Source organism: Thermodesulfobacterium commune DSM 2178 (assembly GCF_000734015.1).
GTDB lineage: Bacteria > Desulfobacterota > Thermodesulfobacteria > Thermodesulfobacteriales > Thermodesulfobacteriaceae > Thermodesulfobacterium > Thermodesulfobacterium commune.
This window is the reverse complement of record NZ_CP008796.1, coordinates 391,059-403,975: the sequence shown is the minus strand read 5'-3', so window position 1 is coordinate 403,975 and position 12,917 is coordinate 391,059. Positions and strand designations below refer to the sequence as shown.

General features: G+C 34.0%; 12 protein-coding genes, 1 tRNA gene and 3 pseudogenes. 6 read left to right on the top strand and 10 right to left on the bottom strand.

Annotated elements, in window-relative coordinates:
* Position 1: 1 nt before the first annotated feature.
* The 4 genes from HL41_RS02040 (at position 2) to HL41_RS02025 (ending at position 4,008) form a co-directional block, all read left to right on the top strand.
* On the top strand, positions 2-1,117 hold the full coding sequence (locus tag HL41_RS02040) for a class II glutamine amidotransferase (RefSeq protein ID WP_038059985.1): 1,116 nt from the start codon (positions 2-4) through the stop codon (positions 1,115-1,117).
* A gap of 25 nt (positions 1,118-1,142) precedes the next feature.
* Complete coding sequence (locus HL41_RS02035) at positions 1,143-1,886, top strand: GltB/FmdC/FwdC-like GXGXG domain-containing protein (protein ID WP_038059986.1); 744 nt, start codon at positions 1,143-1,145, stop codon at positions 1,884-1,886.
* A 392-nt stretch (positions 1,887-2,278) separates the two neighbouring features.
* Positions 2,279-3,700: an MFS transporter gene (locus tag HL41_RS02030; RefSeq protein WP_038059987.1), complete on the top strand. Its 1,422-nt coding sequence runs from the start codon at positions 2,279-2,281 to the stop codon at positions 3,698-3,700.
* An 83-nt stretch (positions 3,701-3,783) separates the two neighbouring features.
* Positions 3,784-4,008 carry a hypothetical protein gene (locus tag HL41_RS02025; RefSeq protein WP_051754442.1) on the top strand — a complete coding sequence of 75 codons (225 nt, stop codon included), beginning with the start codon at positions 3,784-3,786 and terminating at the stop codon, positions 4,006-4,008.
* A 71-nt stretch (positions 4,009-4,079) separates the two neighbouring features.
* Here HL41_RS02025 and arsB read toward each other — a convergent pair.
* From arsB to HL41_RS08935, 10 genes and pseudogenes are all read right to left on the bottom strand, one after another.
* Positions 4,080-5,158, bottom strand: a pseudogene (gene arsB, locus HL41_RS09940) (ACR3 family arsenite efflux transporter).
* Positions 5,159-5,193: 35 nt separating this feature from the next.
* Positions 5,194-5,501: pseudogene (locus HL41_RS09610) on the bottom strand (sulfite exporter TauE/SafE family protein).
* Positions 5,502-5,562: 61 nt separating this feature from the next.
* Positions 5,563-5,700 (bottom strand): hypothetical protein, encoded by a 138-nt coding sequence (locus tag HL41_RS09605; protein ID WP_200870714.1) that lies wholly within the window; start codon positions 5,698-5,700, stop codon positions 5,563-5,565.
* A gap of 26 nt (positions 5,701-5,726) precedes the next feature.
* Complete coding sequence (locus tag HL41_RS09600) at positions 5,727-5,942, bottom strand: hypothetical protein (protein WP_051754441.1); 216 nt, start codon at positions 5,940-5,942, stop codon at positions 5,727-5,729.
* Between the two features lie 3 nt (positions 5,943-5,945).
* Positions 5,946-6,248 carry a hypothetical protein gene (locus HL41_RS09550; protein WP_051754440.1) on the bottom strand — a complete coding sequence of 101 codons (303 nt, stop codon included), beginning with the start codon at positions 6,246-6,248 and terminating at the stop codon, positions 5,946-5,948.
* A gap of 26 nt (positions 6,249-6,274) precedes the next feature.
* Positions 6,275-6,570, bottom strand: a pseudogene (locus HL41_RS09540) (FmdE family protein).
* 204 nt (positions 6,571-6,774) lie between these two features.
* Positions 6,775-6,945 carry a hypothetical protein gene (locus tag HL41_RS09595; protein ID WP_169740791.1) on the bottom strand — a complete coding sequence of 57 codons (171 nt, stop codon included), beginning with the start codon at positions 6,943-6,945 and terminating at the stop codon, positions 6,775-6,777.
* 34 nt (positions 6,946-6,979) lie between these two features.
* Positions 6,980-8,593, bottom strand: coding sequence for a putative sulfate exporter family transporter (locus HL41_RS02005; protein ID WP_038059988.1), 1,614 nt, complete (start codon positions 8,591-8,593; stop codon positions 6,980-6,982).
* A 283-nt stretch (positions 8,594-8,876) separates the two neighbouring features.
* Complete coding sequence (locus tag HL41_RS02000; RefSeq protein ID WP_051754438.1) at positions 8,877-10,262, bottom strand: sigma-54-dependent transcriptional regulator; 1,386 nt, start codon at positions 10,260-10,262, stop codon at positions 8,877-8,879.
* Positions 10,252-12,093, bottom strand: a complete 1,842-nt coding sequence (locus HL41_RS08935; RefSeq protein WP_235181302.1) for a c-type heme family protein — start codon at positions 12,091-12,093, stop codon at positions 10,252-10,254. Before HL41_RS08935 ends, HL41_RS02000 begins: the two co-directional genes overlap by 11 nt.
* A 245-nt stretch (positions 12,094-12,338) precedes the next feature.
* On the opposite strand from HL41_RS08935, the gene HL41_RS01990 reads away from it, so the two are divergent.
* Positions 12,339-12,410 (top strand) — tRNA-Gly (locus HL41_RS01990).
* A 23-nt stretch (positions 12,411-12,433) separates the two neighbouring features.
* The gene (locus HL41_RS01985) at positions 12,434-12,901 is read left to right on the top strand and encodes a ribosome maturation factor RimP (protein ID WP_038059990.1); all 468 of its coding nucleotides are present in this window, start codon (positions 12,434-12,436) and stop codon (positions 12,899-12,901) included.
* The last annotated feature ends 16 nt before the right edge of the window (positions 12,902-12,917 follow it).

Below are 12,917 nucleotides of genomic sequence, written 5' to 3'. Positions count from 1 at the left end.
AATGTGGGAATTTATTTTTAAAGATAATAAGGATATCTCTGGTTGTGGAGTGTCTGGGATAATAAATGTTAAAGGTAGTTTAATTCCAGGAGACCTAATAATAAAATCTATAACCTGCCAAGAAGAAAGAGGAAATGGTCTTGGAGCAGGGTTTGCTGGTTATGGTATCTATCCTGATTTTAAAGAATTTTACGCCCTACATGTAATGGCTGAAGATAAAAATTCTTTAGAAAGATTTGAAAGGTTTCTTTTTCAACAAGTCAAAGCTATATATCATGAACCTATTCCTACTAGAAAAGTAAAAACTATAAAAAATCCTCCTATTTTTAAAAGATACTTTGTTAAACTTGAACTGGAAGAACAACTTCCAACAGAAGAAGAGGAAAACAAATTAATAGAAATGGTAATGTATATCAACGCTAACCTAAATGGTGTGTATATACTTTCTTCTGGTAAAAATATGGGTGTTTTCAAAGGTGTAGGGTTTCCTGAAGAAATAGCAGAATTTTTTAAAATAGATGAATATCAAGCCTACATATGGACCGCTCATAATCGTTTTCCCACAAACACTCCTGGTTGGTGGGGAGGAGCACATCCATTCAGTCTTCTTGACTGGTCAATCGTTCATAACGGGGAAATCTCAAGCTATGGGACAAACAAAAGATACTTAGAACTGTTTGGATATAAATGTACTTTGCTTACCGATACTGAGGTAGTAACCTATCTTTTAGATTTGCTTATAAGAAGACATAAACTGCCTATCAAGTTAGCATGCACTGCTTTAGCACCACCTTTTTGGATGGAGATAGAACGATTAGAGGAAGAGGAAAAAAATTTACTCGAAGCTTTAAGGATAGTTTATGGAGGGGCTCTGTTAAATGGACCTTTTGCTATTATTTTTGCATATAATGGCGGAATAGTAGGACTAACAGATAGAGTTAAACTTAGACCTTTAGTAGTAGCTAAATTTGAAGACTTTTATTACTTAGCAAGCGAAGAAGCTGCCATAAGAACTATCTGCCCTAATCCAGAGTTAATATGGTATCCTAAGGCTGGAGAACCTGTAATCATAGAAATGCCAATGGGTACTATCCCTAATCAAAAAAGTTATGCCTAAAACTTAAAGTAGGAGGAAGTCCTGAATGAGCGTTATTTTAAACGTGGAAAATTGGAGTTATACCAAAGTTAATCAATATATACGTGAAAAAATATCAGAAGGAGAAACAGAATTTGAACTACATAGAGTAAATGGCCATAGATATTTGTTTGCAGGTATAAAACAAAAAATCAAGGCTAAAATTTTGGGTGTCCCGGGACTTGATTTAGGTTGTTTTATGAGTGGACCTGACATATACGTTTATGGTAACGTTCAAGATGCCTGTGGTAATACCATGGAAGAAGGTAAAATTGTTGTATATGGTATGGCAGGAGATGTTATAGGTTATAGTATGAGAGGTGGGAAAATTTTCATCAAAGGAGATGTTGGTTATCGAGTAGGAATTCACATGAAAGCCTATCAAGATAAACATCCTGTAATCGTCATAGGTGGAAAAACAGGAGATTTTTTGGGTGAATACATGGCAGGAGGAACTATCATCGTATTAGGCTTATTCTCTCAACATCCAGAAAAACCTATAACCGGAAAATTTTTAGGCACAGGAATGCATGGAGGAGTTATCTACATAAGAGGTGAATTAGACCCGTTTTTTCTTGGGAAAAACCTTAAAATTTCTCCTATAAACGAAGAGGATCTAACATATCTTAAAACAATTTTAACAGAATACTGTGCCGACATGGATGAAAACTTAGAATCTATAATAAACGATAGGTTTTCAAAAATAACCCCTGTTTCACATAGGCCTTATGGTAATCTTTATGCCTACTAAAACTATAAAACTATACAGCTTGTGAAAGCAAGATTTATTCAAAATTAATTTTTGTTTTTCAAATTTTATTTCTTCTATGTATATTTTATTTAAGTGGTTAGTCCTGTGCAGGAAGAAGTATCCCTTCTAAAATTAAACATTGATTTTTTAAACCCAAGCAAACTTCCTTCTTTTTAATTTCAATGTTAATTTATTATCTTTACCAAAAGGGAAAAACCTCCATCACCCTTTAAAATCAGGTATTAGACATAATTACATAAAACACGACATCAAAGATTGAAAAATAATAAATTTATTAATTTTCAAGATATATATTTTGATGAAAAAGTGATATCATATAGCCTATAAATTGTAAGGTTATATCACAGCACAAAAGAGGTGGTATCAGCAGCATGGAGTACAAAGATGAACAAAGGATTAACAAAAATATCCTCTTTGCTACGACAACTTCTTCATTTTTAGTACCTTTTATGTCAAGCGCAGTTAATATCGCTGCACCTGATATTGCCAGAAAATTTAATCTGACTGCCGAAAACTTGAATCTTGTTATAACTATCTTTTTGCTTTTTTCGGCTGCATTTATTTTACCAATAGGGAAACTTTCTGACACATTTGACCGTGCAAAGATTTTCATAACGGGTCTTATTTTGTTTACTATTTCAACCCTAATGTGTGCTATAGCACCAAACATACTTGTACTTTTTATATTCCGGGCACTGCAAGGTTTTTTTGCTGCCTTTCTCTTTGTTACGTCAATTGCAATTTTGATTGAAAATCATTCACCAAAAATAAGAGGCAGACTCCTTGGAATAAACGCAGCAACAGTTTATCTTGGAATATCAACAGGACCTCTTTTAGGTGGAATTTTGGTACGCTTTTTTGGCTACAAAAGCATATTTATATTCTCGTTTTTGATAGGTTTTGTGGCCTCATTTATAAGCCTTTTTTTAGTAAAAAAGGAAATCAAATTAGGACAAAATACTTCTCTTTCAGAAAGCTTTAGAAATATTGATAAAACTGGAACAATTCTGTCCATAGCAGGACTTTTTTTGCTAATTTATGGTGCATCGACTTTTGAGCTTGGCAAAATCCCAAAATTGGTGTTTTTCCTAGGTTTTATTCTTCTTTTACTTTTTGTAATATTCGAGGTTTATAATCAAAATCCTTTACTTGACGTAAAGTTGTTTGTAAAAATTCCACAGTTTGGTTTTTCTAACTTGGCAGCACTTATAAACTACAGCTGTACATTTTCTGCATCGTACCTTCTTTCGTTGTATCTTCAAATTGTAAAAGCGCTGCCTGCACAGCTTGTCGGAAGTATTTTGATTGTGCAACCAATCTCTCAGGTTATAACATCACTAATTTCTGGAAGGGCTTCAGAAAAGATTGAACCATGGAAACTGGCAACTGCAGGAATGCTTCTTACCACAGCGGGCCTTTTTGTATTTTCTTTATTTTCAGATAAAACCAACATAGCTATTGTTATAATAAACTTAATTGTTATGGGTGTGGGGTTTGGACTTTTTTCATCACCCAATACAAATGTTGTAATGAGCTGTGTACCACCGTCCCTTTACGGTGCAGCATCATCCACAATATCCGTCATGAGAGTAATGGGCCAGGCTTTTTCAATGGCAATCGTCTCTTTTATATTCTCTTTATACTTAAAAGGTGCAAAACTTCCTTCTGAAAATTATTTTACAATCCTGAAGAGCATAAAAATAAGCTTTTCTGTATTTGCAGTTCTATCTATAGCAGGGGTTGTAGTATCCATGAAGAGAGGAAACTTATATACAAAGAAAAACGAAAAGTAAAAAGAGGAGGAACTATCATCGTATTAGGCTTATTCTCTCAACATCCAGAAAAACCTATAACCGGAAAATTTTTAGGCACAGGAATGCATGGAGGAGTTATCTACATAAGAGGTGAATTAGACCCGTTTTTTCTTGGGAAAAACCTTAAAATTTCTCCTATAAACGAAGAGGATCTAACATATCTTAAAACAATTTTAACAGAATACTGTGCCGACATGGATGAAAACTTAGAATCTATAATAAACGATAGGTTTTCAAAAATAACCCCTGTTTCACATAGGCCTTATGGTAATCTTTATGCCTACTAAAACTATAAAACTTGTTATAGCAAGGTTTATAAAAAATTATTTATAAAATTTTAACTTTTGTTTTTAAGTTTCTAAGTATTTTTATTCTTAACAATAAGGCTAATTTTTGTTTCTAACTCTTTATATATTTTTCTTTTTAAGAATAAGGCTACGTTAACTAAACTAATTAAGATCGGAACTTCTAATAAAGGTCCTATAACGGTAGCAAAAGCTTGTTCACTCCCTATCCCCCATATGGCTACTGCCACCGCAATCGCAAGTTCAAAGTCGTTACTTGCTGCAGTAAAAGCAACAGCAGTTGCTTTAGGATAACCGACCTTTAGTTTAAAAGCCATTAAAAAAGTTACAAACCACATAAAGAGAAAATAAATACAAAGGGGAATAGCCACCCTTATAACATGTAAAGGTAGTTCAACTATATACTGCCCTTTTAAAGAAAACATCACAACTATGGTGAATAACAAGGCAATCGGGGTTAGATAACTTATTTTAGGTGCCAACACTTTTTCAAACCATTCTCTTCCTTTTAAAACAAAGCTAACATAACGAGTAAGAATTCCTGCTATGAAAGGAATCCCTAAATAAAAACAGTTTTTGCTGCCTCTGGAATTGAAACCTCCGCTTCTATTATACCAAACTCTAACCATTTAAGTCCAACTGTTATAAAAAGATAAATATAAGCAGCATAAAAAAGAATTTGAAATATAGCATTAAAAGCTACTAATCCTACAGCAAGTTCTTTATCTCCTTCTGCCAACTCATTCCAAACTATTACCATAGCTATACATCTTGCAAGCCCTACCAAAATCACTCCTATCATATAACCAGGATAATCGTGAAGCAACAAAACAGCAAGTATCCACATAACGATAGGCCCAACAATCCAGTTTTGGATCAAAGAAAGAACAAGAAGTTTTTTATTCTTAAAAACTTTCCCCATTTCCTCGTATTTAACCTTAGCAAGAGGAGGATACATCATAAGGATAAGTCCTATAGCTATTGGAAGAGAGGTCGTTCCAATGCTTAATGAACTGATGGTATAAGCTATTTCTGGATATATATAACCTAACCCTATTCCTAAAATCATAGCTAAAAAGATCCACAAAGTAAGAAATCGTTCTAAAATACCTAAATTTTTTCTGGAACTCATACTTTATCCTCCAAAAGCTATTTTTATGTAAGGTTTTACTTAACCAATAAATCCCAAAGCATCTTAACTGCGATGATATACAATACTATTCCTATAACTTTTTTAACCTGAGGAGCAGTTAACCTTTTTCTCATAAGATAGTTTCCAAGCAATGCACCAGCTATTGAACCTATAATGCATAAAACAAGAAGATAAGGGTCTATGTTCCCCACAGAAATATGCCCTAAAAATCCTGAAAAAGAAGAAAAAATTACGATAAAACTGGTGGTGGCTGAGGCTTTTTAGGGTCAATACCAAGCCAAACAAGAGCTGGAACTATAAGATTCCCTCCACCTACTCCCAAAAGCCCTCCTATATAACCCGCAAATCCACCAACCGCAACTCCATAAATAATAAGCTTTTTACTATCTGAAATCTCCCTTTTTTTTGGGTTTATACCAAAGCATCATAGACCCTGCAAAAATTAGAAAACCAACAAAAAGCCATAAAAGCAGGGTTCTTGAAAGATGTTCTGCTGTGATAGCACCAACTGGAGAAAACACCGAAGCAAATACTAAAATAGGCAGGGCTATTTTATATAAACAATTAGCCCCGACCTTGCATTATAAGAAGAAGCAATAGCCATAGCTATACTGTTTAAAAGTAAAGCTGTTGACATGGCAGTAAGAAGAGGCACCCCTAAACCCACAAAAACTGGAATAAGAATAAACGCAGCCCCTACCCCGGCTATCGTAAGCACTGTCGTAAAAATAAACGTAATTATACAAGCAATAAGGTAGGTCATTTTTCATACCTTCCTTTTTTCAAAGCCTTCTTCATAACCTGAACAGTCTATACAAACCTTTTTGTTACCAGTAGAACAGGCTTTATTTGTCCCAAGTAATCTGATGTAAGGTAGTGATACCATCTCTCCACATATCTCACAAACTTCCATCCCCATCACTTCGAAGGGAGGTTCAAAGTTTGAGTCTTCAACTTTTCCAATAAATAAAACTTCTTCCTCTGGGGCATTATGCACAAGATTTACTACCTCCCATACGTCCTCTTCAGGAATCTCTGTAGGTGGTATTCCCTGAGATCTTTTTTTCATAAAATTTGATTTAGCAATCTGTTCTCTTATCTTATCTTTGGATTAAAACTTATTCTTATTTGTTTCCTTTTTTGTGGATCAATTAGAGTAAAAGCAAGTTTCCCTCTGGGATTCCTTAAAAGATTACCTTTTCCTGTGGTACAACCTTGGCATACTGAACCCCATCTCCAAAACAGCCAGCACCATGATTGTATCCAGTTTCCAAGATAGTATAAAAAGTCTTAGCACCACTTCTTGGGGAGCCAAGTTCTCTTAACGCAATCAACCCAGCCCTTAACCCTAAAGCTGACGCCCAGCATTTGTGTCCATGAAACTCAAACATTTTCTCTAATAATTCCCTTTCCATCACTACCCTCCTCATACAAAGTATGTTATATAATAATAATATAGCTAAATTGTTATATATCAAAAGAAAAATATAAATTGAGATTGATAATACTTTAGATCTTTAAAAATTAAACAAAAAAGCCCTGAGAGGCCTTCTAAAACCTCTCAGGGCTTAAGTTTTTAGATATTAACTAAAATCTTATCCGTGAGAAGAAGGAAAGAAAGTATAACTAACCCAAACTAAAATAATCAAAAGGATTATACCTAAACTTATAGACCATTTTACCAGTTTGCTTTCTATAGGTAACCATGGATCATATTGCATCTTCTGAAGTTCTTCTATCAACCTTGCTTCTTTTTCTTCTGCCATACTAACCTCCTTTAGTAAGTTTTTCACCCAAAGACTACTGTCCTATTATAGGTGGTTTTACCCCATGGAAGAAAATATAAGAAATCAACAATCCAATCCAGATGATAAATCCAAACAAACATACCAGATAAACTACTGCTAAACGCCCTATTCCTTCTTCCCAGAGTTTTCTGAAGTCAGAGATAATACCGATGGTAAAGAAAGTAAAGAGAAACATAAAGGTTCTCAAGTTATTCAAACCATTAGTAGCTGTTTTGGTTTGGTCAACTATCTTTTTAGAATCTTTTATACTAGCTTTTAATTCATCAATTTCAGCTTTTTTGGTAGCTATTTGCTGAGCTAACTGCTCCTTAATGGCAGGATCGATAGCTGTAGCAGCTTGTTTTTCAAGTTTTTCTACTTGTTTTTGGATAGCTTTTATTTGATGTTCCGCTGTTCCTACCTTAGGAGCATGGGGGGCAGAAATGATCAAGAAAATCACAAAGCCAAGGGCATAAGCTAAAACAAATTTGGGGAATCTATGCCAAATCTCTTTGGCGGTAACTGTTTGCCCTTCTTGACACTCTATGTGTGCGCACCAAATATAAGCTAAAATAAAAGCCCAGATACTTATAAAAATGTCGATGAAAAGTTTGGTGGTAGCGGCAGCCATCATGATCCAACCAGGTTCATACTTAATACCAGCTACCGCTTCAGCCTTACCTCTTATTAAAGCATCCACTATAGCACCAGAGGCAAAAGCTGCTCCATCAGTCTTAACCGCAAGCCCCATCCAAGCACCAGCAACCATAGGTTCTTGCCATAAAAATTCACGAGCTAAGAAAGGTAAAATAAGCAACTCAATCACAGCAAAGATAACTACTAAAGAAGAAACCATAACAGGAACAACAGGTCTTGCTTTAATGGCACCTCCTGTGGCAATAGCTGCAGAAACACCACAAATAGAGATACCTGAAGCTAAAGGAGCTGCCCACTCTTTACTAAATTTAAAATATTTTCTTGCAAGCCAATATACAAGAGCCCAGTAAATAAGATAAGCCTCAACTATAGCACAAAGTCCTCTGAAAAGAACTGCAGAGGCAAGACCAAAAGCTTCAGCTGATTTTAATCCCAAAACAGCTCCCATCAAACCAATACCTGTCTTAACATAAAACTCTGGTAAAACCGCTTCTTTTATAAAATTAGCAAAACCTCTAAAAAAGTTACCTATAATCAAACCTAAAATTAAAGCAAAAATAAGTCCACCTTCCCCGGTAAGTTTGAGAGACCAGGGAATTTTGTGTTTAGTTGGGTCTGTAGCAGCAAAATAGGCATAATGTCCTAACAACCAGCATGCATAACTAAGCCAAAAAACAAAAAAGAACCCAACTATAAACCTTCCTACGTTAAGCCCCAAAAAAGCTGCTCCAATAGCAAAAAATACAGTTAAAAAAATCCAGGTTAAGATTAAAGATACTATCCCAGAAATAGCTACTTTACTAAGAGGTGCTATAGCCTTGTCAAGAGAAACCCATTCTGAGGTTTTTACCGTCCAACCAAAAGGATCTACGCCAAAATAGGATAAGAAAGAAATTATAATTAGAGCAATAGCTAAATAAAAGGCTAACCAGTCTTCATTAACCAACCCTTTCTTTTTCTCTTCTACCATATAACCTCCTCCTTTTTGTTAATATTTTTAAAAATAGAGGCAAACAATTCCTTAAACTTCAACCTTTTTTCATAATCTCACCCCCCTAATTTGTCTTTATTCTGTTGTAAAAATTGCAAAAACTATACCAATTATTTTGTTATTTTATTTTTTATAAATATGTAGAAAAATCTAAAGTTTAAGACCCTATTAATTTATAACCTAATTTTGCATGTTACCTAATGGTAACATATTTTGAAGATTGTGTTTCTTTTGGGTAACTCAAAGTTAAAAAAACTAAGAGCTACTCTTCTGATTGGATTGCATCCTCTGAGTGATGGTAAAGAAGGTTAAATTTTTTGAGTTTTTGCCATAGGGTTTTTCTACTGATACCTAATTTTTTGGCTGCTTCGGTTTTGTTCCAGTTGGTTTCTATTAAAGTTTTAAGTATAAATTCTTTTTCTATAGATTCTTTAGCGAGTTTATAATCTAAAACATCTTTTTTTTCTGATTTAAAACTCTGGCTTATTTCTTCAGGTAGATGGGCTAGAGTTATATTGCCGTCTACGGCTAATAAAACTGCCCTTTCTATGGCATGTTTTAGTTCTCTTACGTTACCAGGATAATCATATCTTATCAAAGCTTGGAAAGCTTCTTCTGTTATCTGAGGTAAAGGCCTTTGGAACTCTTCAGAAAAATATTTCAAATAATGATTAATCAAGATCGGTATATCTTCTTTTCTGTCTCTAAGGGGAGGGATTTCTATAGACATTACATTTATTCTGTAGTATAGATCTTCTCTAAATTTGCCTTCTTTTACCAACTGTTTTAGGTCTTTACTGGTTGCATAGATGAACCTTACATCAACCTTAATAGGTTTATCTCCTCCTAATCGATAAACTGTTTGGTCTTCTAAAACTCTTAGAAGTTTAGCTTGTAGGTTCTGAGGAAGTTCTGCTATTTCATCCAAAAAAAGCGTTCCTTTGTTAGCCAGTTCTAACATACCTTTTTTGGAAGTATGGGCACCGGTAAAAGCCCCTCTTTCATAGCCAAAAAGCTCTGCTTCAAATAGATTTTCAGGAATGGCTGCACAATTGATTTTAAGATAAGGGTTTTTGGCTCTTAAGCTTAAAGCCTGGATACAATCTGCTACCAACTCTTTTCCTGTGCCACTTTCTCCCAAAATAAGCACAGGAACGTCTGTTTTAGCTATAAGCTCTATTTTATTGATTACCTCTTTTATAGCCTTACTTTCTCCTACTATCTGTTTTAAAGTCTCTTTTTTTCTTAATTTTTCTCTTAGTTCATTTACCTCTTTTCTTAAATTTTTAAACTCAAAAAACTTTTCAACTACAACCATCAATTCTTCATTACTAAAAGGTTTTGCTAAGTAATCAAAAGCTCCTTCTTTTATAGCCTGTACCGCACTTTTAACCTCAGCAAAGGCAGTAATCATTATTATCCCTATTTGTTCTTGTTTTTCTTTAATTTTCTTAAGTAAAGAGATACCGTCTATGTCGGGAAGTTTAAGATCAAGGATGCATAGATCAAATTTCTGTTCTTCTATTTTCTTTAAAGCCTCTTCTCCCTTCTCACAGGTATCTACTTCAAACCCCTGATCCTTAAGATAATGAGATAAACCAAACAAAATTATCGGTTCATCGTCTACTATCAGTATTCTACCCTTCATGTATCCTTCGCCCCTCTAAAGGTATTTCCACTACAAAGGTAGTTCCTTTTTCAGAGGTAGTAAACCATATTTTTCCTCCATGTTGTTCCACGATAGACTTAGAAATAAAGAGACCAAGCCCGGTGCCTTTACCCAAAGGTTTAGTAGTAAAAAAGGGATCAAAAACTTTTTCTGCTACATGTGGCGGGATACCTGAACCTGTATCTGACACCTCAATAAACATTTTACCATCTTTATGATAAACTTTTATGGTTAAAACTTTTTCTTCAGAATTTTCCATAGCATCTACCGCGTTTAAAATCAGGTTAAGTAAAACTTGTTCGATTTTGTTCGAATCTAAATAAACTGGACTTAATTTTTGTTCTAATTCTATTTTTAGTTTTATATTTTTTTCTTTTAAATAATAATTTATCAATTTTAAAACATTTTCTATCAAGTCTTTAATCTCACAAACTCTAAGATTTAGCTCTGTTGTCCGAGAAAAATCAAGTAATACCTTTATTATATTTTGAATACGGGACAATCCCTGGTTTATAAGTTCTATATGTTGATTTTTGGTTTTCTCATCCATAGAAGTTTTAAGGATATTATTTAAACACAAAATAATACCACCTAAAGGGTTGTTTATTTCATGAGCTATGCCTGCGGCAAGTTGCCCTATAGCAGCCAATTTTTCAGTAATAGCCATCTGTTCTTCTATTTTCTTTTTTTCTGTCACATCTTCTACATAGTGAACTACCTTTATAACTTTACCGGTTTGATCGAATACCGGATAGAGATGGGTATAGTAATAACCTCCTTCAGTTGAGCTGATATACTCTGAAACAGGTTGTTGAGTTTCAATCACCCTTCTTATCAAAGCTATAGGGCAGGTTTTATTTTGGTCTGCTTTAAGTGGATCACATTCTGTATTAAAAACTGGTCCCTTTTTTTGACTTATCCATTCTTGATAGGCTCTATTACTAACCTCTACTTTACAGTTTAAATTAACCAACGCTAAAGGGTCTGTTATGTGGTTAAATATAGTTTGTAAGGTTTGAGCATAGGTTTTGATAGCTTCTTGTGCCTCAAAAAGATGATTAGCCAACTGATTAAAAGATTGAAGAAGTTCTCCTATTTCGTCTCCCCTTTCTACTTCTAACCTCTGGCTTAAAGGAACATTTCCTGAAATGATATTTCTAAAATGGACTGTAAGTTTTTTTATAGGTTTACCTACTATAGTCCAAAAAACTCCTTCTATGGTGATCAACAACAAAATAACGGTTAACATTCCAGAAATAAAAGTGGTAATAGCGATATGTTTTATTTCTAACAACCATCTTTCAAGAGGTACATAAATAGCCTCTAATCCCATCAAATCCCCAACCTTCCAGTGAAAATCTTCTTTTCGTGGATAAATCTTAAGAAGACTTTTGGGAGCGTCTTTTGTTTTACCATGACATACAAGGCATTCTTTTTCCACATGGATAGGTTTTATAACCACAAGATATTTATCTTTGTTGAAATCTACAATATTTTCCCAACGTTTAATCTCAGGATTCTGCATAAAATTTTTTAAAATTTTTCTTTCAAAATCGTTAGGTAAATGCTGTGGATTTATAGGTTTTAGAGAAACCCTTCTATAATCATAATCAACAAACTTAGTTTTAAACCTTCGCATTACTTTTGTCCTAATATGAGTGGTAGACATGGCTTCTAAAATAAAATCTTCTTTTATGTTTGATTCTTTAAAAAATCTAAAAAGAGAAGGTCTTAACTCTTCTTTTACATAATCACCTAAGGCATCTATTTGAGTAATTAAGAGTTCAGCTTCTCTTCTTGCCTCTTCCATTGCTTGATTTTTTAAAAAATAATAAATTATCGTAGAAAAAAGAAAACAGAAAAGAGTAATAACAAACAGAAGATACAAGGTAAACTTTGTACTTAAACTTAGATTTTTAAAAATGAATTTGATTTTTTTCATCTACATATTTGATTTTAAAAGTAATGCTCCTTTTTTCAAGTAGATTATACAAACTTAATAAAAAACAACCTTGCCAAACTGAAGAAATAATTTATAATTTTATCTTATAAAAAGCGGGCGTAGCTCAGGGGTAGAGCACCAGCTTCCCAAGCTGGGGGTCGCGGGTTCGAATCCCGTCGCCCGCTCTTATTTTATTTTTAAGGGCAAAATGATAGAAAAGGACTTAAAAGAAAAAATTAGAGAGCTTATTGAGACCCCTATCTTAAAAAAGGGGATAGAGCTTGTAGACCTTGAATGGAAAAGAGAAAGAACAGGTTGGGTTTTAAGGTTGTTTATCGACAAACCTGGTGGAGTTACCATAGGAGATTGCGCTAAGATTAGTGAAATAGTAGGTAAAATTTTAGATAAAGAAGACCTTATTCACCATTCTTATAACTTAGAAGTTTCTTCTCCTGGAATTGAGAGGCCACTGGTAAAAAAGGAAGATTTTGAAAGGTTTCGTGGAGAAAAGGCTAAAGTAGTTTTAAAAACTCCTTTAGAAGGAAGAAAAAATTTTTCAGGCATTATTTTAGGGATTGAAGAAGAATTTTTGTTGTTAGAGGTAGATCAAAAGGTTTGGAGATTGCCTTTAGGTGAGATTAAAAAAGCTAATCTTCAACCAGAGTTAAAATTTTAAAAAGGAGCATACCTTT

Bases quoted from the DNA above. Each gene is read 5' to 3' on its own strand.
- HL41_RS02035 (WP_038059986.1), top strand. From the start codon at position 1,143: ATGAGCGTTATTTTAAACGTGGAAAATTGGAGTTATACCAAAGTTAAT.
- HL41_RS02005 (WP_038059988.1), bottom strand. From the start codon at position 8,593: ATGGTAGAAGAGAAAAAGAAAGGGTTGGTTAATGAAGACTGGTTAGCC.
- HL41_RS09600 (WP_051754441.1), bottom strand. From the start codon at position 5,942: ATGACCTACCTTATTGCTTGTATAATTACGTTTATTTTTACGACAGTG.
- HL41_RS02040 (WP_038059985.1), top strand. From the start codon at position 2: ATGTGGGAATTTATTTTTAAAGATAATAAGGATATCTCTGGTTGTGGA.
- HL41_RS08935 (WP_235181302.1), bottom strand. From the start codon at position 12,093: ATGGAAGAGGCAAGAAGAGAAGCTGAACTCTTAATTACTCAAATAGAT.
- HL41_RS09550 (WP_051754440.1), bottom strand. From the start codon at position 6,248: ATGAAAAAAAGATCTCAGGGAATACCACCTACAGAGATTCCTGAAGAG.
- HL41_RS02000 (WP_051754438.1), bottom strand. From the start codon at position 10,262: ATGAAGGGTAGAATACTGATAGTAGACGATGAACCGATAATTTTGTTT.
- HL41_RS09595 (WP_169740791.1), bottom strand. From the start codon at position 6,945: ATGGCAGAAGAAAAAGAAGCAAGGTTGATAGAAGAACTTCAGAAGATG.
- HL41_RS02030 (WP_038059987.1), top strand. From the start codon at position 2,279: ATGGAGTACAAAGATGAACAAAGGATTAACAAAAATATCCTCTTTGCT.
- HL41_RS02025 (WP_051754442.1), top strand. From the start codon at position 3,784: ATGCATGGAGGAGTTATCTACATAAGAGGTGAATTAGACCCGTTTTTT.
- HL41_RS01985 (WP_038059990.1), top strand. From the start codon at position 12,434: ATGATAGAAAAGGACTTAAAAGAAAAAATTAGAGAGCTTATTGAGACC.